The following is a 25,597-nucleotide window of genomic DNA, read 5'->3' as shown; positions in this document are numbered from 1 at the left end:
GTGCCCACGCACCGTCCGGCCCGGCCGGTGGACCCCGGAATGATCCACAGTGGACCGGCTGTCACTTCCGGGCCGTACGCCAGCCCCGGCGGCGGCCACGCCGGACGACAGGTACCGAGGCCAGCAGGAGTGCCGCCAGCGCGACGCCGACCACGGCGACCACGCCCGCCACGGCGCTCACCGCACCCAGCGGGGCGGGGCGGGCGGCCGGGCGCGGCACACTTCCCGCGGCACCGGGTTCGGCTGCGCCGGCCGGACGCAGCGCGCCGACCGCCCGTACCGGGTTCACGACCCCGTGCCCCACCTGGGAGTTCCACAGCCCGTCGGGGTGGTCGGCGGTCTGGGTGATCCGGTCGGCGACCTGTTCGGGCGAGAGCGTCGGGTCGTACCCCCGGATCAGCGCGGCCAGCCCGGAGACGTACCCGGCGGCGAAGCTGGTGCCACCCTCGGCGGTGAACAGGTAGCCCCCGCCGGCCGCCGCCGGGCCGGCGATCCGCTCGCCGGGTGCCGCCACGTCGACGAAGTCGCCGCTTGTCGACGTCTGCACGTGCGCGTCGGCGGCATTCACCCCGGCGACCGCCAGCACACCCGGATAGGCCGCCGGAAAGGTCGGCCGCCCCGGCTGAGCGTTCGACTCGCCGGCGTTGCCCGCGGCGGCGACCACCACGACCCGCCGGTCCAGGGCGTGCGCGACGGCCGACTGCAACTGCCGGGTCGGCGGGGTGGTCAGCGACAGGTTCACCACGTCGGCCCCGGCCTCGTCGACCGCCCAGCGGATGGCCTCGGCGATCCGGCCGGAGAGATCGGCCTCCTCGGACCTGCGCTGGTCACGGAGTACGCGTACCGGCACGATCTCGGCTCCCGGCGCGACGCCGTAGAAACGGAAGCCGGCGCTGACCGCCTCCCGGCCGGCGATGATCCCGGCGATCAGGGTGCCGTGCCCGTTCTCGTCGCACCGGCCGTCACCGTCGGCGCCGGACAGCAGGTCGCGGCCGGGCAGCACCTTGCCGTCCAGGGTGGGATGGTCGGCGGAGACACCGGAGTCGACGACCGCCACCCTGATCCCGACGCCGGTGCTCAACGGCCAGGCCAGGTCGGGGCGGAGCCGGGTCAGCGGCCAGGGCGCGGCGGCGAGCGGGTCGGTGACGGAAGGGCCGCAGCGGGCGGCGGCGTACCGGTGCGGTGGGCCGGCCGTGGCGGCCGGGCCGCCGGCCGTGGCGATCAGGCCGGCCAGCAGCGCGGCCAGCACCGACGCCGTACGCCGGGCCGGGAGGGGTGCGGGTCGGCCTGGCGCCGCACCTGCCGCCGTACGCCGGATGCGTGGGGCGTCCAGGGCAGCTCGCACTCTCACATTATGCCGCCGTACCCGGGAATCCGGACCTCCGCTCCGTGCACCGTGGCCGGTGCGGTGCCGCTCGGCGGCGGGCCCGCCGTGCGCCCCGGCCGGGCGGACCTTGGCAGGATGCGAACGGTCGTGCTATCAATACCGGGTGAGCAAGGGTGAAGCCACCCGCCAGGCGGTACTGGCCGAGGCGACCGAGGTCGCCAGCCGGCTCGGTCTGGGCGGCCTCACCATCGGCTCGCTCGCCGCCCGGCTCGACATGTCCAAGAGCGGCCTCTTCGCGCACTTCCGCTCCAAGGAGAAGCTGCACCTCCAGGTGCTCGGCTACGCCCGGGACGCCTTCACCGCCGAGGTGGTCCGCCCGGCGCTGCGCGCCCCCCGGGGCGAGGCCCGGATGCGGGCCCTCTTCGACAACTGGATGCGCAGCATCGGCCTGGCCGGCGCCTGTCTCTTCGTCTCGGCCTCGACGGAGTTCGACGACCAGCCCGGCCCGGTCCGGGACCAACTGGTGGCCGACCACCGGGACCTGGCCGACGTGATCGCGCAGATCTTCCGCACCGGGATCGCCGAGGGGCAGTTCGACGAGGGCGCCGACCCCGAGCGGTTCGCCCACGACCTGCACAGCGTCATGCTCGGCGCGTTCCACGCCCACCGCCTGCTGCACGACCCGCGCACCGAGACCTGGTCCCGGCTGGCCTTCGAGGCCCTGCTCGACGCCGCCCGACCGAAGTCCGACTGACACCGACCCGAGGAGCCGTCATGCCCAGCCCGTCAGGTAAAAAAAGCACGACCGTTCGTTCGTTTCAGCAGGCCGTCGCCGTCACCGGGTTGCGGGCCGCCTTCGGTACCCTGGAACACCTGGCGCCGGACGCCGGAGGCCGGCTCGCGCTGCGGCTCTGGTGCACCCCACCCCGCCGGCGCACCGTCCCCGGCCCGACGCCGCCGCCCGGCGCCGGCGGCGCCACCACCTTCACCGGCCCGCACGACGGGGCAGCCTTCTCGTTCGACGTCGACGGCGGTACGGTCACCGGCCGGGCCTGGGGCAGCGGACCGCTCGTCTATCTCGCGCACGGCTGGGGCGGCTCCGCCGGCCAACTGCACGGCTTCGTCCCCACGCTGGTGGCGGCCGGCTACCGGGTGGTCAGCTGGGACGCGCTCAGCCACGGCCGCTCCGGCCCCGGCGCGCTCGGCCCACACCGCGCGACGCTCGCCGAGTTCGCCGACGTGCTGGCGGCGGTGGTCCGGCTGCACGGCCCGGCGCACGCCGTGATCGCCCACTCGCTGGGCGCCAGCGCGACCGGGGTCGCCGTGCTGGACGGACTGCCGGTGGGCCGGCTGGTGATGATCGCCCCGATGGCCGACCCGCTCCCCTACATCCGGGTGTTCCAGCGCAGGCTCGGCATCGGGCCGGTCGTCGGCCAGCGGCTGATCGCCGCGATGGAGTCGCTGGTCGGCCGTCCGATCACCGACTACGATCTGCTCTCCCGGGCCCGCCGCCGCGCCGGACTGCCGCCACTGCTGGTGATCCACGACCGCCGGGACCGCGAGGTGGACCCGGCCGACGGTGCCGCGACGGCCGACGCCTGGCCCGGCCGGCTCTACCACACCACCGGGCTCGGGCACGGCCGGATCCTCGCCGACCCCGAGGTGGTACGCCGGGCCGTCGACTTCGTCCGGCAGACCGGCCCCGACAGCGCACTCCCGGCCGACGACACGACGCCGGCCGCCCCGGACCACACCTCCCGGCTACCCGTGGAGCGGGCACGTCCGATCTCCCAGGAGGCCGCCTGACGGGTGTCCCGCCATCGGCTGACCGGCCCGGACGGCGGCCCGGAAACGTGAAACCCCGTGCCACACTTGCCGGATGCGGCGACTGGTGACCCCGGTGGTGGTGGCGGTGCTGGCCCTGCCGTTCGGCGGTGCGGCGGCCCGGCCAGCCGCCGGCCAGCCGGCCGGGCAGGTGACGACCGGCACCCGCCCGGCCACCGGCGCCGCTGCCGGCGCCCGGGTCTGCACCGTCGACGACGAGCGGCTGCCCGAGGTCTCCGGGCTGGCCGCCACCGGCGACGGCTATGTCGTGGTCAACGACAGCTCGGACGCGGACGACCGGCGACGGATCTTCTTCCTCGACCGGGACTGCGCGGTCACCCGCACCGTCCGCTATCCGTCCCGGCCCCGGGACACCGAGGACCTGATCCGGGCGCCGGACGGCACGATCTGGGTCGGCGACATCGGCGACAACGACCGGGAACGCGAAACCGTGGCGCTCTGGAAACTCGCCCCGGACGCCCGGTCGCCGGTGCTGCACCGGGTCAGCTATCCGGACGGCCCGCACGACGCGGAGGCGCTGCTGCTGACCGGCGACGGCACCCCGGTCATCGTCACCAAGGACCCGGGCGTCCCGGGCCTCTACCTCCCGGCCCGGGACCTGCGGGCCGGCCAGACCACCCCGCTGCGCAAGGTCGGCCAGTTCGCCCTGCCGACCAGCACCACCAGCAACCCGTTCTCGTTCTTCGGACGGCAACTCGTCACCGGCGGGGCGGTCAGCCCGGACGGCGGCCGGGTGGTGCTGCGCACCTATGCCGACGCCCTGGAGTTCGAGGTGACCGGCGGGGACGTGGTCCGCTCCGTCACCGAGGGGACGCCCCGGGTGGTACCACTGCCCGACGAGCCGCAGGGCGAGACCGTGACGTACAGCCCGGACGGTACGGCGCTGCTGACGCTCTCGGAGAAGGCGGAGGGCGGGTCGGCCGCCGATCCGGCACTGCTGCGCTATCCGCTGCCGGACCGGGAGCCGAAGCCGGCGCCTGCGGCCAGCACCACGGCTCCGGCCGCCTCCGGCGGTGCCGGGTCAGGGGAACGGGCGGCGAACTCGACTCTGGACGTCACCGGCCACTTCGTCGGTGCCGTCGCGGCGACCCTGCTGGTCATGCTGACGGTCGGCGTCTTCGCCGTCCGGCGGGCCCGCCGCGGGTCGGGCCGGGGACGCTAGCGCGGTCAATCCCGGGCGGGTCGGCGGAGAACCCCGTGCCGTGGGCGTGCACCGTAGGGGGTGACCTCCGCGGTCTCGTTGGGTACCCGGGAAGGAGTCGGACGAAGGAATTGACCATGGCCAAGCCACCCGTCGTGGACCAACCCACGTGACGAAAGGCGCTCGACGAGCTGCGCGTACGCGAGAAGGCGGCCACCCGGGAACTCGATGCCATCGCCGCCGAGCGACGAGGACTCCCGATGGCACGGACGTCGACGCGCCGCCCGGCGGCGGGTTCGCGGTGAACGTCTTCCTGCGTGACGGCGAGACCGTCTACCGCACCTGGCACACGACCGGTCGCGGCGTCGAACAGCTCACCTTCACGTTCCCGCTGGCCGATGTGCTGCCCTACGGGTGGCGGGAGGAAGGGCCGGCCGGAAGGTCGCTTCCGGGGTGTGGCAGATTCGGAGCATGCCGCAACTCGTGATCGTCACCGGGCCGATCGCGGCCGGCAAGAACACCGTCGCCGAGCGGCTCGCCCGGCAGCTGACCGACATTGGCAGCACCGTCGTGATCGCCGACGTGGACGAGGTCGCGGCGATGGTCGGCCCGCCCGGTGCGGGCCCGGCCGGACTGTGGTTCGCCGCGCACGAGGCGCACGGCGCGATGGTCGGCCAGTGGATGCGCTCGGAGGTCGACTGTGTGGTGGCGGTCGGACCGTTCCACACCGAACAGGAGCGGACGGCACTCACCCGTACCCTTCCGGCGGACGCGCCAGTGCTCTGGGTGGTCGTCGACGCGCCGGTCTCGGTGACGCTGGCCCGTGCGCAGGCCGACCCGACCCGGGCGCTGTCCCGCGACCCGACGTTCCACCACTCCCGGCACCGCCACTACCGGGAACTGCTGCCGACCATCCCCGCCGACCGGACGTTCGACTCGGCGGAGCTGACCGCCGAGCAGATCGCGGCCGAGATCGCACGCGAGCTGGCCGGTCAGCCGTCGGCGCCGTCGAAGAGCCGGCGGTACTCGCCGTAGCCCTCGCGTTCCAGGTCCGCCAGCGGTACGAAGCGCAGCGAGGCGGAGTTCATGCAGTACCGCAGCCCGCCCCGGTCCCGTGGACCGTCGTCGAAGAGGTGCCCGAGGTGGCTGTCCCCGTGCGCCGACCGCACCTCGGTCCGGACCATCCCGTAGCTGGCGTCGGCGATCTCGACGACGTTCGCCCGTTCGATCGGGGCGGTGAAACTCGGCCAGCCGGTGCCGCTGTCGTACTTGTCGACCGAGGCGAACAGCGGCTCGCCGGAGACGACGTCGACGTAGATGCCCGGCTCCTTGCTGTCCCAGTACGCGTTCCGGAACGGCGGTTCGGTGCCGCTCTCCTGCGTGACGTGGTACTGCTGCTCGGTCAGCCGGGAAACGGCCTCCGGGTCCTTGCGGTACTCCTTCGACACCACGGTCCTCCTTGCCCGGATCCTGCCCGGACGGGTGCGCCGGGCACTGCCGCCACTGCCCGCAGCGGGCGAAGGTTCCCAGCCGGGAGGGCTGGCGGCAGGACCGGACTGCCCTACCCGGCCGCCGGCACCGGAAACCATCGCGGCCCCGGTTCCCGACTCCGCCGGGGTTGTCGTTCGCGTGCGGTTGACCCGCTGGTCACCGAAGGCCGGTGGGCAGGCAACGTCCCGCCGGTAGACCTTCGGTGGAGATCGTTCACGCAGCAGACCGGAGGACCGATGACCGCACTTGACCGGCGTACCCTGCTCCGCGCCGGCCTGACCACCGGAGCCGGACTCGCCGGCGGCGCGCTGCTCGGTGGCGCCGCCGCGACCGCCGCCCCCGACCAGGCCGTCCGGCCCGGCGCACCCGGCTGGCGGCCCGGCGGACGCCCGGTGCTGACCCACGGGGTGCAGAGCGGCGACGCGACCGCGCACTCGGCGGTGGTCTGGACCCGGGCGGACCGGCCCGGCCGGCTGCACCTGGAGGTCGGCCGGCGTCCCGACCTGCGCGGGGCCCGCCGGGTCCGCGGCCCGGTGCTGGACCCGCGCGGCGACTTCACCGGCAGGGTACGCCTGGCCGGCCTGCCCGCCGGGGAACGCCTCTACTACCGGGCCCGGGTGGAGAGCCTGGACCGGCCCGGCCTGTTCAGCGCGCCGCTCGACGGCAGCCTGCGCACCGCCCCCGGGCGCGGCGACCGGCGCGACGACATCCGCTTCGTCTGGACCGGTGACATCGCCGGCCAGGGCTGGGGCATCGCCCCCGACCTCGGCGGCATGGGCATCTTCCGGGCGATGCGCGCCACCCGCCCCGACTTCTACCTGTGCAGCGGCGACACCGTCTACGCCGACGGCCCGCTGAGCGAGACGGTGGCGCTGCCGGACGGGCGGACCTGGCGCAACATCGTCACGCCGGAGAAGAGCAAGGTCGCCGAGACGCTCGCCGAATACCGGGGGCAGTTCGCCTACAACCTGCTCGACGAGCACTTCCGGGCGTTCGTCGCCGAGGTGCCGCAGGTCAACCAGTGGGACGACCACGAGGTGACGAACAACTGGTATCCCGGCGAGATCCTGGACGACACCCGGTACACCGAGCGCCGGGTCGACGTACTCGCCGCGCGGGCCCGGCAGGCGTTCCACGAGTGGGTGCCGACCCCGTCGGACGGTCGGCTCTACCGGCGGCTGCCGTACGGGCCGCTGCTGGACCTCTTCGTGCTGGACATGCGCACCCACAAGGACCCCAACGACGGCAACACGTACGCCGACCCGAGACGCGGACTGCTCGGCGCCGAACAGCGGGAGTGGCTGGCCCGGGAGCTGAGGCGGTCGACGGCGACCTGGAAGGTGATCGCCGCCGACCTGCCGATCGGTCTGGTGGTGCCGGACGGCCCGACCGCCCAGGAGGGGATCGCCCAGGGCGACGGCGGTGCGCCGGCCGGCCGGGAGCTGGAGTTCGCCGAGATCCTGCGCGCCACCCACCGGGCCGGGGTACGCGGCATCGTCTTCCTCACCGCCGACGTGCACTACACGGCGGCGCACCACTACGACCCGGCCCGGGCGGCGGTCGCCGACTTCACCCCGTTCTGGGAGTTCGTCTCCGGCCCGGCGCACGCCGGTGCGTTCGGGCCGAACACCCTGGACGGCACGTTCGGCCCCCGGGCGGTCTTCGTGCACGCCCCGCCCCGGGCTAACACGTCGCCGGCCGAGGGCTACCAGCACTTCGGCGAGGTGGCCATCGACGGGCCGTCCGGGGCGCTGACCGTGCACCTGCGGGACCAGGACGGTCGTTCACTCTGGACGACCACGCTGCCCGCGCCGCGCTGACGGGTGCCCCCGCAAAGGTGAAGGCGTACCGCCTGGTGCGCTGCCGCTGGTGACTGGACGCCGCCGGGTCGCGACCTGGCCGCCCGGTCACCAGGGGCGTGCGCCGGAGCCGTCGGCACCGACTCCGGTGCCGACGACCTGGGCCGGCTGGTCGAGCGAGGCGAGCTTGCCGCGTACCCTGCCCGCCTCGACGTGGTCCACCTCGTGCAGTACCTGCAACGCCTCCCGCCACACGTCCCCGGCGGCGCGCAGGTCGCCGAAGGCGTGGTGGGTGTCGCCGACGTGCGACAGCGTGATGCCCTCCAGGTGGCGGTCGCCGATCGCCCGGAACAGCCGCAGCGCGTGGTCGTAGCAACGCAGCGACCGGGACCGGTCGCCGAGGTGGTGGTGGATCCGCCCCAGGCTGCCCCAGGTGTTGGCCTGGCCACTCCGGTCGTCGAGCTCCTGGAGCCGCCCGAGGGCCCGCTCGCAGTAGACGAGCGCCGAGGCGTGGTCCTCCAGCAGCGTCTGGCACCAGCCGACCGCGTTCAGCGCCCGCGCCTCCCCGTGCCGGTTGCCGGCGTCCCGGAGCAGGTCGAGCCCCTGCCGGGCGTGGTCCAGCGCCTCGGCGAGTCCGCCCCGGCGCTCCCACATCAGCGACAGGTTGAGGTGGGTGTGGCCCTGCCCGGCCTGGTCGCCGGCGTCCCGGTAGAGCGCCAGGGCGTGCCGGAGCTGGGCGTCGGCGTCGTCGAACCGGGCCAGCCGGGTGTACGCGCGGGCGAGGAAGCGGTGCGCGACGGCCTGCGCCGTCCGGTCGGCCAGCCGGCGGGCGGCGGCCACCGCGGCCTGCTGGGTGCCGACCAGGTCGTACCAGTGGCTGCTGCGGTCCAGGTAGGTGCCGAGCGCCCAGGCGAGCTGCCAGGTCTGCGCGTCGCGTCCGGTGCCGGCGGCGTACTCCAGCACGGTCAGCAGCACGACGCGTTCGGCGGCGAACCAGTCCAGTGCCCGCTGGTGCTCGCCGGGACGTTCCGGGGTCACCCCGGGACCCGGCCGGCCGGGCGGGACGGGACTCGGTTCGGTGCGCAGCAGTTCGTCGGCGGCGTTGCCGCTCTGCACGTAGTGGTCGATCAACCGGTCCACGGCGGCCCGGCGGCGCGGCTCCGAGTCGGTCCGCTCGGCCATCTCGGCCGCGTACGCCCGCAGCAGGTCGTGCGGGGTGTACCGGCCGTCGGAGCGCTGCCCGAGCAGGTTCGCGCGGGTCAGTTCGGCAAGCGTCTCGCGTACCTCGGCGGGTGGCCGGCCGGCGAGACTCGCCGCGGCGGCGGCCGTCAGGTCCGGGCCCGGGTGCAGGCCGATCAGCCGGAACAGTCGGGCGGCGGCGGGGCGGAGCGAGCGGTACGACCAGGAGAAGACCGCCCGCAGGTCGGTGGTCGGGTCACCGGTGCTCAGCGCGTCGAGCCGGTCGGCGCCCCGGCGCAGCTGGTCGGCGAGGTCGGCCAGCGAGAGGTCCGGGTCGGTGGCGACCCGGGCGGCCACGATCGCCAGCGCCAGCGGCAGCCCGGCGCACCGGGCCAGGATCTCGGCCACCGCCTGCGGTTCGTCGCCGGCCCGCTCCCCGCCGATCCGCCGCAGCAGCAGTTCCCGGGCCTCCCGGGCCGGCAACGGACCGACCGGCACCGGACCGGCGCCCTCGATCGCGACCAGGTCGGCCAGCCGGGCCCGGCTGGTGACCAGGACCAGGCAGCCGGGGCCGCCGGGCAGCAACGGGCGGAGCTGGGCGGCGTCCCGGGCGTTGTCCAGCAGCACCAGCATCCGGCGGTGGAACATCTGGCTGCGGTAGAGCGCGGCCTGGGCGTCGAGGTCGGTCGGGATCCGTTCGGCGGGAACTCCGAGCGCGTCGAGGAACTGCCGCACCGCCTCGGCCGGCTCCACCGCCGGGCCGGCCGGGTCGAAGCCGCGCAGGTTGACGTAGAGCTGGCCGTCGGGGAACCGGTGCGCCACCCGGTGCGCCCAGTGCACCGCCAGGGTGGTCTTGCCGACGCCGGCCGTGCCGGAGACCGCGGCGACCACCGTGGCGGCCGGTCCCGGTGGCCGGGTCGCCCGGTCCAGCAGCCCGTCGAGCCGGGCCAACTCGGTCGTCCGGCCGGCGAACTCGACCAGGTCCGCCGGAAGCTGCGCCGGCCTGGCGCCCGGAGTCAGCCCGGCCCGGGTGGCCGCGCTCCGCGTGGCGGTCACGGTCACGCTCTCCGGGCGGTACGGCCGGGCGCCCGCCTCCTCGTCGTGCAGCAGCGCGGCGTGTGCGGCCGCCAGTTCCGGGCCGGGCACCACGGCCAGGTCGTCGGCGAGCCGCCGGCGCACCTCGTGGTACGCGGCGAACGCCTGCCCCCGCCGCCCGGCCGCGTGGTACGCCCGGATCAGCCGGGCGTGTGCCGCCTCGTCCAGCGGTGCGGCGACCGCCGCCTCGGCCAGGATCGGCAGTCCCTCGGCGGGACGGCCGGCGGCGATCATCACCTCGCCGTACCGGCCGAGGGCCGCCTGCCGTTCGCCGGCCAGCGCGACCACCTTCGGGTGGCTGGCCAGGGTCGGGATGTCGGCCAGTGGTGGACCGTGCCACAGCGCCAGTGCCTCGCCGAGCAGTTCCGCCGCCCGGTCGAGCTGCCCGCACCGCTGTGCGGTCGCGGCCGTGCCGATCCGCTGCCGGAACCGTGTGACGTCCAGCCCGGCGTCCGGCAGGTGCAGCGCGTAGCCGTCGCCGACAAGCCGGAGCACGTTGCCCCGGTCCCGGGGCCGCCGCTCCGGTTCCAGCAGCCGGCGCAGGTGTTTGACGTGGGTCTGGATCACGTTCGCCGCGCTGGTCGGCGGCTCCCGGTCGTACCAGAGGCCGCTCATCAGTTCGGCGCGCAGCAGTGGCTTGCCGCCGGCCAGCGCCAGCAGGCTGAGCACCACCCGTCGGGCCGAAGGCCCCAGGTCGAGCGGTTCACCGTCGCGCCAGGCCCGCACCGGACCGAGCAGCTGAATCCGCACCAGCGCCCCCCGCCGTCCGTCCACCGTTGCCGCCGCGCGCAAGGTGATCGGTGCGGCGGCCGACTGCCGTCGAACTTAATCAGCGTCGGTTGATGTGCCTATCGGACCAACGGCGGTTTCCGTCGGGTAGGTCCGAGGTGCCCTCCGATGCGGACGGCCCGCCGGCGGGTGTGCCGGCGGGCCGTCGTCGCGGCGCGGACTACTGCCCGGCGCCGTTCCAGTCGACCAACTGCACGATGACGCCGTTGGGGTCGCGCACCTGGAAGGCCCGCTCGCCCCACTCCTCGACGGTGAGCGGCATCGTGATGGTGACGCCCTCGGCCTGGAGACGGGCGAGTTCGCCCTCCAGGTCCTCGACGACGAAGGCCAGGATCAGCCCGCGGGCGTGGTCGTCGCGCTGGTCGGCCGGCAGCGTCGGCAGGCCCTGCCGGAGGAAGACGACGTTCATCCCGACGTCGTCCCTGGTCAGCGAGGCGAAGCCGTCGGCGGCCATCGCCTCGCGGAACCCGAAGTGGGTGACGAGGAAACTGCTGGAGGCGGTGACGTCCGCCACGTTCAACGAGACGGCGGAGGAGGTGATCTTCACAAGTGGCTCCCTGACGGTGTACTTGAATTCCTTACATTGTACACCGTACGGAGTAAAGATATTCCCGGTCGACGCCGGCGGGGGTCGACACACCCCGGCCCCAACCGGGTGGTTCGCACACCTGTCCGGTAATTTCTGTTCCTGGCCGCCGCCCACCGATCAGTGGGGCGTCGGCGGCCCCGCCCGGACAGGAGAACGCACAGGCATGGGTAAGCGGACGGTTCACGTCTCCGACTTCAGCGGCAAGGTGGTCCACTCCGCCGACCAGGTGGTCCGGATCGTGGTGCTCGACCACCCCGACCTGGTCGCCGGGCCGGTGCAGCTCGAAGCCGAGCCGACCGAGGTGGAGAGCATCGACGACGCGGCACTCGACGTGGCCGTGGTGGAGATCCACGACGGCCGGCCCGGCGAGGCGCCGCGTCGGGTGGTGCTCACCGCCAGCGAGTTCGACGCGCTCGCCACCGACGTGCCGATGGCCCAACTGCTGCGGACCGCCGAGCGGGTACGCCCGGCCAAGGCCAGCCGGGAGCGAATCGACTACGGCACCCTGGAGCACGCCGGCCGGCCGCACCGGGGCAGGGTCACCGAGGAGGAGGCCCGACTGGTGCGCGAGCACCTCGACGAGGTCAACAAGCGCCTCGCCGACCAGGGGCTCCGGCAGATCGACCCGGCCGACCCGGAGCACGCCACCCGATACGGCTTCCCGACCGCCTGACCGGTCGCCCAGCGGACCACCCCGAGCCCGGGTGGTGAAGAGTTCCTTAAGCCGACCGGTCCGGGCTCGGTCGGGCCGGGGTGGGCGCCTACGATCTGCCGGTGCGTACCAGGATCACGTCCGCGCTGCTGGGAAGCGTGCTGGTGGCGGTCGCCGGGCTGGCCGGCTGCGGCTCTCCGGCGGACGACCGGCCGGCCGAGCCGCAGTGGGCTCCGGCCGCCGCCGGCAGCGGCGCGGCGACCCCGCCACCGTCCACCCCGGCGAGCCCGTCGGCCAGCCCGAAGCCGTCCGCCCCGTCCCGGGCACCGGCGGCGTTGCCCCGACCCGGCAACCCGAACGGGCGGGCCGCCGTCCCGGCCGAGGCCCGCGCGGTGGACACCTCGAAGCCGAGCCGGGTGATCGGCACCGGTACGCCGGCGAGCTGCACCTCGGAGGCGGTGGTCGCGGCGGTCGCCAAGGGCGGCGTGATCACCTTCTCCTGCGGCCCCGCTCCGGTGACCATCACGATGAAGGCGACCGCGAAGCTCCGTAACTCGACCGGTCCCCGGATCGTGCTCGACGGCGGCGGCCGGGTCACCCTCAGCGGCGGCGGCAAGCGCCGGATCCTCTACATGAACACCTGCGACCAGGCGCAGGGCTGGACCACCTCGCACTGCCAGGACCAGGACCATCCACAGCTCACCGTGCAGAACCTCGTCTTCGCCGACGGCAACTCCACCGGGCAGCGGGCCGAGGGCGGCGGTGGCGGCGCGATCTTCGTCCGGGGCGGACGGTTCAAGGTGGTCAACTCGCGGTTCGTCCGGAACCGCTGCGACCAGACCGGCCCGGACCTGGGCGGCGCGGCGATCCGGGTGCTCAGCCAGCACCGGGGACTTCCGGTGTACGTCGTGAACAGCACCTTCGGCGGTGCCGCCGGGCAGGGCGGCAGCTGCGCCAACGGTGGCGCGCTGAGCAGCATCGGAGTCTCCTGGGTGGTGCTCAACAGCGTGCTGAGCCACAACCGGGCGGTCGGCCGGGGCGCCAACCCGGCCCGGTCCGGTACGCCCGGCGGCGGCAGCGGCGGAGCCGTGTACGCCGACGGCAACCGGTTCACCGTGACGATCGCCGGCAGCGTCGTGCAGGACAACCGGGCCAACGAGGGCGGCGGCGCGGTCTTCTTCGTCAGCAACGACCGGACCGGGACCATGCGGATCGAGTCCTCGACGCTGCGCCGCAACCGCAGCGACGGCTTCGAGACCCGGGGGTTCCCCGGCATCTTCTTCCTCGGCGCCCACAACCCGAGCGTGACCGGCTCCAGCCTGCGATGACGGCTGTGGAAACGGCCCGTCGAAGTGGATAATGGACCGGCCATGGCCGAAGACCAGCTCGTCCTGTTGGACACCGACATCGGCAACGACATCGACGATGCCGTCTGCCTCGCGTACCTGCTGGCGCAGCCGCGCTGCGACCTGCTCGGCATCACCACCGTCACCGCCGAACCGGAGTCCCGGGCGGCGCTGGCCAGTGTGCTCTGCCGGGCTGCCGGCCGGGACGTGCCGATCCTGCCCGGGGCCGCCGAACCACTGGCCAGCCCGCCGGTGCAGGGGCCGCCGCCGCAGGCCGCCGCCCTGGCCCGGTGGGACCACGAGACGTCCTTCGAAGCCGGTGCGGCGGTGGAGTTCCTGCGGCAGACGATCCGCGCCCATCCGGGCGAGGTGACCCTGCTGGCGATCGGGCCGCTGACGAACGTGGCCCTGCTCTTCGCGGTGGACCCGCAGATCCCGGCCCTGTTGCGCTCGCTGGTGCTGATGGGTGGCGCGTTCGGCGCCGTACCGGGTCCGGAGTGGAACATCCACTGCGACCCGTACGCGGCCGCCCGGGTCTACCGCACGGCCGTACCGGTGCACCGCTCGATCGGCCTCGACGTCACCACCCGGGTACGGATGGACGCCGGAGCCTTCCTGGAGCGCTGCGCGAACCCGCTGCTGCGGCCGGTGGCCGACATGGCGGCCTCCTGGTTCGCGCAGCGGCCCGAGGTCACCTTCCACGACCCGCTGGCCGCGGCGACGCTCTTCGCACCGTCGCTCTGCACCTTCGCACCGGGCCAGGTGACCGTCGACGTCGACGCCGGTCCGGCGGCCGGCAGCACCATCTTCCGTCCGTTGGACGGCGGTGGCGACCGCGGTGGTGGCGGTGGCGGTGGTGGTGACGGCGAGGGGGCGTCTCCCGGGCCCGGCGGGCACGAGGTCGCCGTCGACGTCCGCCCGGAGGAGGCTCTGGCGCACTACTTCGAGGTCGTCGACCGGGTCCGCTGAGCGAAGCCGGCCCATCGGGTCCGGTCCCGGTCGGGCCATTCGGTCCGGTCGGACCGGTCAGCCCGCCGGCAGGCATATGCCCGACGAGCGTGATACCGCCCTGTCATCAGATGGCTGGGTGGTATCACGCCCGAACGGAACTTGCCCTGCCCTGCCGGTGTGCGCCCCCACAGACGGAGCACACCGGCAGACCGGGCCGACGGCAATCAGGCCGACTGTGAATCAGGCCGACTGTGAATCAGCCGGTAGCGCCCAGAGGGGCCGGCGCCGGGGCGCCGATTCGAGCTTGTTCGCGATGGCCCGGTAGGCGGGCTTGCGGACGAGTTCGTCGTCGAAGGCGAGCGGCCGACGGGCGGCGCCGTCCTCGCGCGGGTAGTCCTCCTCCAGCCAGGTGTAGCGGTCGGTGAGCCCGAACGCCATCACCGCCTTCACCGCCGGGTGCGAGAGCGCCACGTCGAGGTAGCGCCGGTATACGTCGGCGACCGCCGCGTCCCGGACGGCCACGTCGGCGGGCAGGCCGTCGTCGAGTACGTCCAGTTCGGTGATCAGGATCTCCAGTCCCCGGTCGGCCACCTCGGAGAACCAGTTCAGGTAGGCGCGGGCCGCGAAGCGGTCGGTGAACCGGTCGGCGAGCAGGTGTGCCTGCACTCCGAGGGCGTGTACCGGCACCCCGTCGGCGAGCAGTTCGTCGATCACCTGGAGGGTGGCCCGGCGCCGGGGTCCGGGTTCGTCGCCGTACTCGTTGACGGTCTCGAAGCCGAACTCGTTGAGTACCAGCAGCGCCGCCGGGTCGGCCTGGTGCGCGACGTGGAACGCCTCGGCGACGTAGGACGGGCCGATGCTCTGCCACCACGGTACGTCGGTGCGGAATCCGCGTCGGCCTTCCGGGCTGGTCACCTCGTTGGCCACGCTCCAGGCGTCGACCCGGCCACGGTAACGCCGGACCACCGCCTCGGCGGTGCCGAAGAGCAGGTCCCGGGCCTGCCGTTCGGTGAGCCCCCAGAGGTCGTCCTCGGTCCAGCCGTCGCCGAAGCCCTCGTCCCAGACCAGGTGCGCGCCGAAGATCCGCATCCGCTGGCTCTCGGCGTACTCGATGATCTGGTCGGCGTAGCTGAAGTCGAGTTCGGCGTCCGGGGTCGGCTTGAGCCGGTACCAGAGCAGGTCGTCCTCGGTGAAGAGCAGGGTCGCCTCCCGGCCGACCAGGTCGAGGTAGGGGGTGTCCGGCATGTGCCAGGTCGCCAGCGAGGTGCCGAAGGCGAGCCCGTTGGGCCTGGCGAGTTTCCACAGCGGCGGGCGGGGCGCGCCGGGCCGCGGCTGGCCGGGCGGGTCCGGCCGGGTCCGGCCGGCGGTTCCGGCGGCGGCCGGGCCGGCGCTGCCGAGGGCGCCGCCGGCCAGGCCGGCGGCGCCGGCCGCGCCGAGCAGCAGGGAGCGGCGGGAGAGGGAGCGGCGGGGCGGTGTGGTGTCGTGCACGGGATTGCCTCCTCGTAGGAACGGTGCCACGGGAGTTGCAAAACGTTTTGTCGACGTGTGGCAGGGAGCCTACGACCGGCCCGCACCGGCGGCAAGAGAGCAGCGGGAGATCGGCACCGGAGCTGTTGCCCGGCTCGTTTGGCACCGGTTACGCTGCCGGCGGCCGGTTAGCCAAACGTTTTGCATGACCGAGAGGGGTCCAGTGTGAGTCGGCTTTCCCTGGGGGTGATCGGGCTCGGCGAGGTGGCCCAGGTCGTCCACCTCCCGGTCCTGCGGTCCCTGCCCGCGCTCTACGAGGTGACCGCCGTCTGCGACATCTCCCCCGGCCTGCTCGACCGGGTCGGCGGCGGGTACGGCATACCCGTGCCGCACCGGCACGCCGACTTCACCGAGATGCTCGACCGCGACGACCTGGACTGCGTACTCGTGCTCAACAGCGACGAGTACCACGCCGAGGCGGTGGTCGCGGCGCTGGACCGGGGCGTGCACGTGCTGGTGGAGAAGCCGATGTGCCTCAGCCTCCGTGAGGCCGAGGCGATCATGGCGGCCCGGGACCGCTCCGGCGCCCGCGTGATGGTCGGCTACATGCGCCGGTTCGCCCCGGCGTTCGTCGAGGCGACCCGCCGGATCGGCGAACTGGGCCGGATCAACTACGCCCGGGTGCACGACATCATCGGCCGCAACCAGCTGATCATCGACCAGACGGTCTTCGTGGACCGCCCGACCGACATCCCCCGGTCAGCCGTCGAGGCCCGCTGGGCCAGGGGGCGGGCGCTGGTCGCGGACGCGCTGGGCGAGGTCCCCGACGTGCTGGCCGGAGCGTACCGGCTGCTCTGCGGGTTGGGCAGCCACGACCTGTCGGCGATGCGCGAACTGCTCGGCCGGCCGCGCGGGGTGGCCGCCGCCCGGCAGTGGCGGGACGGCCGCTTCCTGGCCGCCCTGCTGGAGTACGACGACTTCCTGGTCAGCTACGAGACCGGTGTCGACTCCCAGCTCCGGTTCGACGCGCACCTCGAGGTGTACGGCGAGCAGGCGACGATGCGGGTGCAGTACGACACCCCGTACGTCCGGCACTTCCCCACCACCCTGGTGGTGGAGGAGACCCGGGGCGACGGGCTGCACCGCTCGGTCTCCCGGCCGCACCTGAAGGACCCCTACACGCACGAGCTGGAGTACTTCCACGAGATCGTCACCAACGGCGGGCATCCGAAGACCGGGCCGGAGGACTTCGTCGAGGACCTGGAACTGTTCGCCGAGCTGATCCGGGTGATGGCGAAGCAGCCCGACACCGGGAGCTGACCCAGAACCGAAGATAGGTCGAGTCCCGCCGGGGATAGTCGCCGCGCCGCCGACGGCCACTCGCCTAGCGTCGAACCCGACCACCACCAGGGCAACAGGAGGTGTCCCAGTGCTCACCCCGCAGGACGTCGAGTTCTACCGGACCAACGGCTATTACCTCAACCGGGATCAGCTCTTCTCCGCCGAGAAGCTCGACACCCTCGAACAGATCTTCCACGAACACCTCGCCGACAAGGGCGACAAGCTCTCCGACGAGCTGGACACCCCGCACTTCCGCGACCCGCGACTGCTGGACTTCCTGCTCTCGAACGAGGTGCTGGACCTGGTCGAGCCGCTGGTCGGGCCGGACATCGCGCTCTGGACCAGCCACTTCATCTCCAAGGACCCGCGGGTCGGCCGGGCCACCCCGTGGCACGAGGACAGCGCGTACTGGAACGGCCGGCTCAGCGAGTACGACCGGATCGTCACCGTCTGGCTGGCGCTCGGCCCGAGCAACCGGGAGAACGGCTGCATGCGGGTGATCCCGGGCAGCCACGACGGCGGCGGCTTCTCCGACTACGTCCCGACGGACAAGACGGTGCAGACCTTCCACGCCGAGATCCCCGGGGTGGACGAGGACCGGGCCGTCTACTTCGAGCTGGAACGCGGGCAGTGCTCGCTGCACGACGGGCGGATCATCCACGGCGCCCGGCCGAACACCAGCGACGTACGCCGGACCGGCTACACCATGCGGTACTTCCCGGCCTCGGTGAAGGTGCTGCCGGTGCCGGAGAACGAGGGCTGGCAGATCTGGCTGGCCCGGGGCCGGGACAGCGCCGGCAACACCTACCAGCCGGACCCCCGGTGAGACTCGGCCTGCTCACCGCCTGCCTGCCCGGCGAACCGCTGGACGCGGTCGCCGGGTGGGCGGCCGGGCACGGCTACCGGGGGCTGGAGGTGGCCGCCTGGCCGGCCGAGCCGGACCGGCCGTGGCAGGCCAGCCACCTCGACCTGGCCCGCTTCGACCGGGCCGAGGCGGACCGGGTAGGCGCCCTGCTCGACGGGCACGGCCTGACCGTCTCGGCGGTGGCGTACTACGAGAACAACCTGCACGCCGACCCGGCCACCCGGGACCGGGTCCACCGGCACCTGCGCCGCTGCGTGGACGCCGCCGCCCTGCTCGGCTGCGAACACGTCGGCACCTTCGTCGGCCGGGACGTCACCCGGACGGTGACCGAGAACCTGCGACTCGGCGAGCAGGTGCTGCCGCCCCTGGTGGCGTACGCCGCCGACCGGGGCGTACGGCTGGTGGTGGAGAACTGCCCGATGGAGGGCTGGCATCCCGACGGGTACCCGGCGAACCTGGCGTACTCGCCGGAGCTGTGGGACTGGCTGGGCGGGCTCGGCCTGTTCCTCAACTTCGACCCGTCCCACCTGGTCTGGCTCGGCATCGACCCGCTGGCGGCGCTGCGCGGGCACCTCGACCTGGTCCGGCACGTGCAGGCCAAGGACGTGCAGGTCGACGCCGCCGCCCGGAACCGGTTCGGGGTCTTCGGCCAGCTCGTCGACAAGCCGTCGCCGTGGAGCAGCGGCTGGTGGCGCTACCGGGTACCCGGCCTCGGCGAGGTGGACTGGCGCCGGCTGGTCGACCTGCTCTACGAGGGCGGGTACGCCGGTTTCGTCTCGGTGGAGCACGAGGACCCGGTCTGGTCCGGCTCGCCGGAGCGGGTCCGGCAGGGCCTGGTGATCGCCGAACGCACCCTCAACCCGCTGCTCGTCGCCTGACCCCCCTCGTCCACCCCACCACCGCAAGGAGCCCCAGGCATGCAACGTGGCGTGTACTTCGACGCCTGGTTCCCCCGACAGCACTGCTACCACCCCAGCCTGCCGCCCCGGCGGCTGCGGATGATCGACGACCTGGTCGACTACCGGGCCACCACCCTGGTCTGGGCCTCGCTCGGCGGCGGCTCGATCTCGTTGCCCTATCTGGAACAGGAGGCGTTCGGCCCGGTCGAGCCCCGGGCCCGGTTCTACGGCTTCGTCAACGACAGCGAGTTCATCGCCGCCGCCCAGGCCCGCGGGATCAAGGTCTTCGGGATCGTCTTCGAGGCGCAGGGCTGGGAGTTCCCGGTCGAACTCTCGGCCGGCGAGGACGAGATCCTGGCTCTCAACGAGTTGCGCGGGGTCGGCCACCGGGACTGGCTCGGGCTGCGCGAGTTCGGCCGGAACCGCTACCCGAAGCTGTGGAAGCCGATCGAGCACTACTTCCCCGGCGGGCTGGTCAACAGCGACGGCGAGCCGGTCACCGACCTGATCGAGGAGTGCTGCGCCCGGGACATCCGGCAGACCGCCCTGCACGCCCGCTGGGTCGAGTGCCCGGACCGCGAACACCAGTGCTTCTACATGGACCGGAACAACCCGGTCTGGCGGGAGTACCTCAAGGCGGTGATCCGGATCCAGATCGACGCCGGGGTGGACGGGGTGCAGCTCGACGAGACGGAGCTGCCGCTCGGCTCGCTCCAGTACGGCGGCTGTTTCTGCAAGGACTGCATGAAGGGCTTCCGGGCCTACCTGGCGGCGCTGCCGCCGGAGCAGCGCGACCCGCTGCTGGACGGGGTCGACCTGACCACCTTCCACTACGGCGACTGGCTGCTGGAACGCGGCTACGACTTCACCGAGCGGCACGACGCCACCCCGCTGTTCGGGGCGTACCACCGCTACCAGTGCGACGCGATCCGGCGGCACTTCGGCGAGCTGGCCGCACACGCCCGGGAGTACGCCGCCAGCCGGGGGCGCCAGGTGCTGGTCTCCGGCAACTTCTTCAACATGGACCCGCAGTACCTCGGGCTGGCCGACGACGTCGACGTGATCGTCACCGAGATGCGGAACACCACGCACCGGCAGCCGGAGTGGTACCGCTACGTCGCCGGTTTCGCCGGGGACAAGGACGTCATAGTGGTGGAGAACCCGTACGGCGGGGTGGTGCCGGAGCTGGTCGAGCTGCTCCGCAACGGCCGGGGCCACGACCTGCTGCGGCTGTCCTGCTACGAGGCGGCGGCGTTCGGGGTGAACATGGCGGTGCCGTACGGCTCCTGGATGGGTGCCACGATCGAGGACTCGTTCTACGCCCCGCACGGGCTGGCCACCGAGATCCAGGCGTTCCTCGCCGACCACGAGCGGCTCTTCGCCCGGGGCAGCCGCAACGAGGTGGCGGTGGTCTACAGCGTGGAGAGCAACCGGGACCTGGTCGCCCGGGCCGACATCGGGGACAACCTGCGCAACGCCACCGACGACAGCGTGCGGGTGCCGTACCGGGAGGTGACCTCGGCGCTGGCCGGTGCCGCCGTACCCTTCGACGTGCTGCTCTTTCCCGACGACCGGACGGCGCCGGACCGGGTCACCGCCGACGACCTGCGGCGCTACGCCACGGTGCTGCTGCCGTCCTGCACCCACCTGACCCCGGCCCAGCTCGCGGCGGTGCGCGGCTACCTGGACGGCGGCGGCCGGGTGGTCCGGACCGGCGGGGTCGGCGACAACCTCGGCGCCGCCGATCGGGCGGCCCTGCTCGACCATCCCGGGCTTGTCGACTCGGCCCCGGACGACCTGGCGACGCTGCTGCCGCACGGCCGGCAGGTGGAACTCGCCGCGCCCGGCGGCACCGGTTCGGTCGCGGCGAACATCGCCGCACTGCCGGACGGGTCGGCCGCCGTCCACCTGGTCAACTACGACTACCGGGCCGACGAGGACCGGGTACGCCCGGTCGCCGACCTCGACCTGCGGGTACGCCTGCCCGAGCGGCTGCCGCACGCCACCGCGTACGACTGCGCCGGCCCGGTCACCCCGGTCGAGGTACGGATCGACGACGACGGCTACCACGCGGTGCGGCTCGACGCGCTCGGCCCGTACGCCGTCGTGGTCTTCACGGCCGGCCCGGACGCGGGCTGAGTGGAAGGAGGTGCCGGATGCGGATCGCGGTGTTGACCGGTCCGGAACGGTTCGAGATCGCCGAGGTGCCGCCGCCGGAGATCGGCCCGGACGAGGTGCTGGTCCGGGTCCGGGGCAGCGGGGTCTGCGCGTCGGAACTCGCCACCTGGGCCGGTGACCCGCCGGTCGACAAGCCCCGTCATCTCGGGCACGAGGTGAGCGGCACGGTCGAGGCGGTGGGCGCCGAGGTGGACTCGTTCGCCGTCGGTGACCCGGTCGGGGTCTGGGTCACCTCGCACGGCTTCGCCGAGTTCGTGGCGGCGAAGGCCGTGCACTGCCGGCCGGCCGGCGAGGTACCCCTCGCCGAGGTGCTCGCCGAACCGCTGGCCTGCGCGGTGAACGCGGTGGAGGAGGCCGACGTGCGGCTCGGCGACGACGTGGTGCTGATCGGTGCCGGCTTCATGGGCAACCTGGTGCAGTCGCTGGTCCGGCTGCGCGGGGTCCGGCAGCTGGTGGTCGCCGACACCCGTCCGGACGCCCTGGACCGGGCCCGGGCGCTCGGCGCGACCCGGGTGGTGGACGTCCGGCACGAGTCGCTGGCCGAGGTGGTCGGCGAGCTGACCGGCGGCCGGGGTGCCGACCTGACCTTCGAGTGCACCGGCGGGCAGGCGGCGCTGGACACGGTCGGCCAGGTGACCCGGATGAGCGGCCGGATCGTGCTTGTCGGCTTCCACCAGGGCCGGCCCCGGCAGATCGACCTGGCGTACTGGAACTGGATGGCGTTCGGCATCGTCAACGCGCACTACCGGGAGCTGGCCACCATCATGCGCGGGATGACCGTCGGGATGCGGCTGCTGGTCTCCGGGGCGGTGTCGCTGCGCCCCCTGGTCACGCACCGGTTCCCGCTGACGGAGATCGACGCGGCCTTCCGGGCCGCCCGGGACAAGCCACCGGGCTTCGCCAAGGCGACGATCACCTTCGACTGAGGACCCGGCCGACGCACGGCGGCGTGGCCGGGCTGCCGGGCCCCGGCGGGCAGGGCGTGGCCGGGCTGCCGCGCCCCGGCGGTCAGGGCGTGGCCGGGCTGCCGCGCCCCGGCGGGCAGGGCGTGGCCGGGCTGCCGGACCGCCAGGGGCAGGGTGTGGCCGGGCTCAGCCGGACTGCCGGACCACGAGGGGGCAGGGCAGCACGATGGTCCGGCCCTCGCCGGTGTACTCGCCGGTCATCCGGCTGAGCAGCAGTTCCCCGGCGCTCTGCCCGGTCTGGTACGCCGGGTTGCGCACCGTGGTCAGCGGCGGGTTGACGATGGTGGCCGCGTCGACGTCGTCGAAGCCGACCACGGCGACGTCGTCCGGCACCGTCAGGCCGCGCTCGTGCACGGCGTCGATGGCGCCGATCGCGGTCATGTCGTTGGCGCAGAAGACCGCGTCCGGGCACCGCTGCGGCGGCAGCGCCAGCAGCCGCTGCATGGCGGCCCGGCCGCCCGGCCGGGTCCAGTCGCCGCGCACCGTCAGCTCCGGCTCGACCGCCAGGCCGTGCTCGTGCAGTGCCCGCCGGTATCCCTCGTCCCGGGCCGAACCGGTCGCCTCCGGTCCCTCGATCATGCCGATCCGGCGGGCGCCGCGCCGGATCAGGTGGCAGACGGCGGCGTGCGAGCCGATCCCGTCGTCCGGGGTGACCAGGTCGACGTGCGGGTCGTCGTCGAGGGCGCCGCCCACGCAGACGATCGGCACGCCGAGGCCGCCCGGTCCGGTACGCACCTGCGCGGTGACGTCGCCGGCCGCCATCACCACGCCGTCCACCCCCCGGTCGAGCACGTCGGCCAGGAAGGCGTCCTCGCGTTCCGGCACGCCGTCGGTGTTGCAGACGTAGCTGCCGTAGCCGGCGCCGTCCACCGCGTCGGCGAGCCCCCGGGTGAGCACCGCGTAGAACGGGTTGGTGATGTCCGGTACGACCACCGCGACCATCCGGGACCGCCGGGTTCGCAGGCTCCGGGCCACGTTGTTGGGGCGGTAGCCGAGCTGCCGGATGACCTGCCGGACGGTCTCCTGGGTGGCCTCGGCGACCCAACGCTTGCCGGAGAGCACGTGTGAGACGGTCGTCGGGCTGACCCCGGCCAGCTTGGCCACCTGCACCAGGGTCACCCGGGTCTCGTCGGAGCCGGATGCCGGCGGGCGCGTCTCGGACATCGACCTCGCCCTCTCGCGTCGTTGACCGCTGCGGTGTCGGTCCGTACGGTAGCAAAACGTTTGCCTGCGGGGCCGGACGGAGGAACCGCGACCGGACGGAGGAACCGCGATGACCCGGCTGCTCGACCGGTACATGATCGACGGGCTGGTCGCCGAGGGGCTGGTCGCCGACGGTTCCCGGGTCCGGGTGATGCGCCCGGAGCTGCGCAGCGTGCCGGCGCACTGGCACGACTACTACGAACTCGGGTACGTCCTTTCCGGCACCGCGCGGCACGTGGTCAACGGGGTGCCCCGGACACTGCGGCCCGGCGGGGTCTTCCTGCTCACCCCGACCGACTTCCACGAGTTGCACGTTGCCGGCCAAGCCCCGCTGACCTGCTACAACGTCGTGGTCGAGCCGGACGTCGCGGAGCGCTGGCTGGATCGGGCGCTGCCCACCCCGTCCGGGGCCGCCGGCCCGCCCTGGCTGCTCGACGACCCGTCGTTCGGCCCGGACTTCGACCGGCTCTGGCGGGAGTCCGCCGGCCGGCTGCCCGGCGCCGAGGCGCTTGCCGACGCCGTGCTCGGGTGCATCCTGATCGAACTGGCCCGGCGCTGCGCCGACCCGGCGACCTCCACGCGGGAACCGGTGCCGGGCGGGTCGGATCCGGGCGGCGACATCCGGCGGGCGGTGCGGTACGTCGAGCGGCGGTTCCGGGAGCCGCTCACCCTGGCCGAGGTGGCGGCGTACGTGCACCTGTCGCCGAACTACTTCAGCGAGCGGTTCGGCCAGGTGGTCGGGGTGTCCTTCCAGAGCTACCTGCAGACCCGTCGGCTGCGGTTCGCCCGCTCGCTGCTCGCCTCGACCGGTCTCGGGGTGACCGAGATCTGCCACGCCGCCGGCTTCAACAGCCCGTCGCACTTCGGCCGGGCCTACCGGCGCCGGTACGGCCAGCCGCCGTCCGCCGGGCGTACCCCGGAGCCGTCGGCGTCGTCCGGACCGGAAGCGACGGGCGGACCGGGAGCGTCCGGGCTGGGCTGACCTGCGCCGGCAGGTGAACCGCCGATTACCGGCCTGTTGCGTTTGTTACCGGAGAACTCTTGACATCCCTGGCCGGGCGGATGACCCTAGCCGCAGTATGCCAAACGTTTTGCACCTAGGTACGGCCGTGATCCCACCACATTGGCGGTAACGACATAGGGAGCTGATCCGATGAAGCATCGCTCGCCCCGCAGGTTCCTGGCGGCGGTCGCGGCGGCTGCCACCGCGGCCTCGGTCCTGGCCGGCTGTTCCGGCGGCGGTTCGTCCTCGACAGACCAGGGTGCCGGCGAGGGGCCGGTCCCCGAGCCCACCGCGCCGGTCACCATCTCGTTCGCCTCCTGGGTCGGCGAGCAGCCGGAGATGAAGAAGCTGATCCAGCAGTTCCAGACCGAACACCCCAACATCAAGATCGAACTTCAGAACGTACCCGCCGAGGAGGCGAACGAGAAGCTCACCGCGCAGATCGCCGGGGGCAACCCGCCGGACGTCGCCTTCATCGACGCCAGCACCACGGCCAACTTCGCCTCCCGCAAGGCGCTGGTGAACCTCGACAACTACCTGCGGCGCAGCGAGATCGTGAAGGCCGACGCCTACGTACCGGCGTTCCGGACCTTCACCACCTACCAGGACAGCATGTACGGGCTGCCCTTCGACGGTGAGTCGACCGCGCTGTTCTACCGGACCGACATGTTCGCCGCCGCCGGCCTGAGCGGCCCGCCGACCACCTGGGAGCAGTACGAGGCGGCGGCGAAGGCGCTGACCGACCCGGCGAAGCGGACCTACGGGCACGCCATGTTCGCCAGCTCCCCCGAGGCGGCGTACTACTGGTACCCCTGGCTCTGGCAGAGCGGCGGCAAGCTGCTCTCCGACGACGGCAAGGAGGTGCTGTTCGCCAAGCCGGAGGCGAAGAAGGCCGCCGAGTTCTACGTCAACCTGGCGAAGTACGCCCCCAAGGACTACCTCAACTCCAACTCCTACGACGGCCGGCAGGCGTTCGCCAACGGCCAGGTCGGGATGTACGTCGCCGGCTCGTGGTTCGCCGGCACCCTCGCCGACGAGTTCCCGGCGATCGACGGCAAGTGGGCCACCGCGCCGCTGCCGAAGGGCTCGGCCGGCTGCGGCACCACCATCGCCGGTGACGCGCTTGTCATCTTCAGCCAGAGCAGGAACAGCGACGCCGCCTGGAAGTTCATCGAGTTCCTCTCCAAGCCGGACAACGTCGCGCAGTGGACCTACAAGTCCGAGGACGGCACCACCCTGCCGCCGATCAACAGCCTGCTGGAGTCGCCCGACCTGGTGGCGACCAAGCCGGTGTTGAAGGGCTTCGCCGAGGCCATGCCGTGCGGGGTCAGCAACGTCGTCGCCAACCCCGACTGGCCGAAGATCGAGGAGGCCCTGAACGAGCAGCTCGCCAAGGCGATGTACGGCGAGCAGAGCGCCGACCAGGCACTCGACGCGGCAGCGGCGGAAGCCGAGAAGATCATCAGGTAGGC

At 73.3% G+C, this 25,597-nt stretch carries 22 protein-coding genes; 16 read left to right on the top strand and 6 right to left on the bottom strand.

What is annotated here, in order from left to right; translation table 11 throughout:
- Nucleotides 1–61 precede the first annotated feature (61 nt).
- On the bottom strand, nucleotides 62–1,345 hold the full coding sequence (gene mycP, locus ACN28A_RS28210) for a type VII secretion-associated serine protease mycosin (protein WP_421400031.1): 1,284 nt from the start codon (nucleotides 1,343–1,345) through the stop codon (nucleotides 62–64).
- A 145-nt stretch (nucleotides 1,346–1,490) separates the two neighbouring features.
- On the opposite strand from mycP, the gene ACN28A_RS28205 reads away from it, so the two are divergent.
- The 5 genes from ACN28A_RS28205 (at nucleotide 1,491) to ACN28A_RS28185 (ending at nucleotide 5,348) form a co-directional block, all read left to right on the top strand.
- Nucleotides 1,491–2,081, top strand: coding sequence for a TetR/AcrR family transcriptional regulator (locus tag ACN28A_RS28205; protein WP_421400030.1), 591 nt, complete (start codon nucleotides 1,491–1,493; stop codon nucleotides 2,079–2,081).
- Between the two features lie 89 nt (nucleotides 2,082–2,170).
- A complete protein-coding gene (locus ACN28A_RS28200) occupies nucleotides 2,171–3,133 on the top strand; it encodes an alpha/beta hydrolase (protein ID WP_421400028.1) in 963 nt (320 codons plus the stop codon).
- Nucleotides 3,134–3,206: 73 nt separating this feature from the next.
- A complete protein-coding gene (locus ACN28A_RS28195) occupies nucleotides 3,207–4,334 on the top strand; it encodes a hypothetical protein (protein WP_421400026.1) in 1,128 nt (375 codons plus the stop codon).
- Nucleotides 4,335–4,482: 148 nt separating this feature from the next.
- On the top strand, nucleotides 4,483–4,800 hold the full coding sequence (locus ACN28A_RS28190; RefSeq protein WP_421400023.1) for a DUF899 family protein: 318 nt from the start codon (nucleotides 4,483–4,485) through the stop codon (nucleotides 4,798–4,800).
- Nucleotides 4,785–5,348 (top strand): AAA family ATPase, encoded by a 564-nt coding sequence (locus ACN28A_RS28185; protein WP_421400020.1) that lies wholly within the window; start codon nucleotides 4,785–4,787, stop codon nucleotides 5,346–5,348. The genes ACN28A_RS28190 and ACN28A_RS28185 overlap by 16 nt, the downstream gene beginning before the upstream one ends.
- Here ACN28A_RS28185 and msrB read toward each other — a convergent pair.
- Nucleotides 5,306–5,761 carry a peptide-methionine (R)-S-oxide reductase MsrB gene (msrB, locus tag ACN28A_RS28180; RefSeq protein WP_421400018.1) on the bottom strand — a complete coding sequence of 152 codons (456 nt, stop codon included), beginning with the start codon at nucleotides 5,759–5,761 and terminating at the stop codon, nucleotides 5,306–5,308. The two genes, ACN28A_RS28185 and msrB, sit on opposite strands and share 43 nt — an antisense overlap.
- 279 nt (nucleotides 5,762–6,040) lie before the next feature.
- On the opposite strand from msrB, the gene ACN28A_RS28175 reads away from it, so the two are divergent.
- On the top strand, nucleotides 6,041–7,624 hold the full coding sequence (locus tag ACN28A_RS28175) for an alkaline phosphatase D family protein (RefSeq protein ID WP_421400016.1): 1,584 nt from the start codon (nucleotides 6,041–6,043) through the stop codon (nucleotides 7,622–7,624).
- Nucleotides 7,625–7,711: 87 nt separating this feature from the next.
- Here the strand turns inward: ACN28A_RS28175 and ACN28A_RS28170 are convergent, their stop codons facing one another.
- Together ACN28A_RS28170 and ACN28A_RS28165 are read right to left on the bottom strand one after the other, a co-directional pair.
- On the bottom strand, nucleotides 7,712–10,627 hold the full coding sequence (locus tag ACN28A_RS28170; RefSeq protein WP_421400014.1) for an AfsR/SARP family transcriptional regulator: 2,916 nt from the start codon (nucleotides 10,625–10,627) through the stop codon (nucleotides 7,712–7,714).
- Between the two features lie 199 nt (nucleotides 10,628–10,826).
- Nucleotides 10,827–11,213, bottom strand: coding sequence for a VOC family protein (locus tag ACN28A_RS28165; RefSeq protein WP_278061140.1), 387 nt, complete (start codon nucleotides 11,211–11,213; stop codon nucleotides 10,827–10,829).
- A gap of 205 nt (nucleotides 11,214–11,418) precedes the next feature.
- Here ACN28A_RS28165 and ACN28A_RS28160 point away from each other — a divergent pair, with 205 nt between their 5' ends.
- The 3 genes from ACN28A_RS28160 (at nucleotide 11,419) to ACN28A_RS28150 (ending at nucleotide 14,222) form a co-directional block, all read left to right on the top strand.
- Entirely contained in the window at nucleotides 11,419–11,928 is a 510-nt protein-coding gene (locus ACN28A_RS28160; protein ID WP_421400012.1) for a hypothetical protein, read from the top strand.
- Nucleotides 11,929–12,029: 101 nt separating this feature from the next.
- Nucleotides 12,030–13,235 (top strand): hypothetical protein, encoded by a 1,206-nt coding sequence (locus ACN28A_RS28155; RefSeq protein WP_421400010.1) that lies wholly within the window; start codon nucleotides 12,030–12,032, stop codon nucleotides 13,233–13,235.
- A gap of 42 nt (nucleotides 13,236–13,277) precedes the next feature.
- On the top strand, nucleotides 13,278–14,222 hold the full coding sequence (locus ACN28A_RS28150) for a nucleoside hydrolase (protein WP_421400008.1): 945 nt from the start codon (nucleotides 13,278–13,280) through the stop codon (nucleotides 14,220–14,222).
- A gap of 222 nt (nucleotides 14,223–14,444) precedes the next feature.
- Here ACN28A_RS28150 and ACN28A_RS28145 read toward each other — a convergent pair whose 3' ends face one another.
- On the bottom strand, nucleotides 14,445–15,692 hold the full coding sequence (locus tag ACN28A_RS28145; protein ID WP_421400006.1) for an endo-1,4-beta-xylanase: 1,248 nt from the start codon (nucleotides 15,690–15,692) through the stop codon (nucleotides 14,445–14,447).
- A gap of 204 nt (nucleotides 15,693–15,896) precedes the next feature.
- On the opposite strand from ACN28A_RS28145, the gene ACN28A_RS28140 reads away from it, so the two are divergent.
- The 5 genes from ACN28A_RS28140 to ACN28A_RS28120 all read left to right on the top strand — a co-directional run bounded on the left by ACN28A_RS28140 (nucleotide 15,897) and on the right by ACN28A_RS28120 (nucleotide 21,880).
- Nucleotides 15,897–16,991 carry a Gfo/Idh/MocA family protein gene (locus ACN28A_RS28140; protein WP_421400005.1) on the top strand — a complete coding sequence of 365 codons (1,095 nt, stop codon included), beginning with the start codon at nucleotides 15,897–15,899 and terminating at the stop codon, nucleotides 16,989–16,991.
- A gap of 109 nt (nucleotides 16,992–17,100) precedes the next feature.
- Nucleotides 17,101–17,838 (top strand): phytanoyl-CoA dioxygenase family protein, encoded by a 738-nt coding sequence (locus ACN28A_RS28135; protein WP_421400003.1) that lies wholly within the window; start codon nucleotides 17,101–17,103, stop codon nucleotides 17,836–17,838.
- The gene (locus ACN28A_RS28130; protein ID WP_421400002.1) at nucleotides 17,835–18,755 is read left to right on the top strand and encodes a sugar phosphate isomerase/epimerase family protein; all 921 of its coding nucleotides are present in this window, start codon (nucleotides 17,835–17,837) and stop codon (nucleotides 18,753–18,755) included. The genes ACN28A_RS28135 and ACN28A_RS28130 overlap by 4 nt, the downstream gene beginning before the upstream one ends.
- 39 nt (nucleotides 18,756–18,794) lie before the next feature.
- Nucleotides 18,795–20,915 (top strand): hypothetical protein, encoded by a 2,121-nt coding sequence (locus ACN28A_RS28125; RefSeq protein ID WP_421400000.1) that lies wholly within the window; start codon nucleotides 18,795–18,797, stop codon nucleotides 20,913–20,915.
- Between the two features lie 17 nt (nucleotides 20,916–20,932).
- The gene (locus tag ACN28A_RS28120) at nucleotides 20,933–21,880 is read left to right on the top strand and encodes a zinc-binding dehydrogenase (RefSeq protein ID WP_421399998.1); all 948 of its coding nucleotides are present in this window, start codon (nucleotides 20,933–20,935) and stop codon (nucleotides 21,878–21,880) included.
- A gap of 165 nt (nucleotides 21,881–22,045) precedes the next feature.
- On the opposite strand, the gene ACN28A_RS28115 is transcribed toward ACN28A_RS28120, so the two are convergent.
- Nucleotides 22,046–23,083 (bottom strand): LacI family DNA-binding transcriptional regulator, encoded by a 1,038-nt coding sequence (locus ACN28A_RS28115; protein WP_421399995.1) that lies wholly within the window; start codon nucleotides 23,081–23,083, stop codon nucleotides 22,046–22,048.
- A 109-nt stretch (nucleotides 23,084–23,192) separates the two neighbouring features.
- Here ACN28A_RS28115 and ACN28A_RS28110 point away from each other — a divergent pair, with 109 nt between their 5' ends.
- A complete protein-coding gene (locus tag ACN28A_RS28110; RefSeq protein WP_421399992.1) occupies nucleotides 23,193–24,104 on the top strand; it encodes an AraC family transcriptional regulator in 912 nt (303 codons plus the stop codon).
- 171 nt (nucleotides 24,105–24,275) lie between these two features.
- Complete coding sequence (locus ACN28A_RS28105; RefSeq protein WP_421399990.1) at nucleotides 24,276–25,595, top strand: ABC transporter substrate-binding protein; 1,320 nt, start codon at nucleotides 24,276–24,278, stop codon at nucleotides 25,593–25,595.
- Nucleotides 25,596–25,597: the final 2 nt, after the last annotated feature.

The sequence above is a fragment of the Plantactinospora sp. WMMB782 genome (assembly GCF_049179135.1).
Classification (GTDB): Bacteria; Actinomycetota; Actinomycetes; order Mycobacteriales; family Micromonosporaceae; genus Plantactinospora.
The sequence above is the reverse complement of the archived record's forward strand: the minus strand, read 5'-3'. Positions and strand labels throughout refer to the sequence as shown.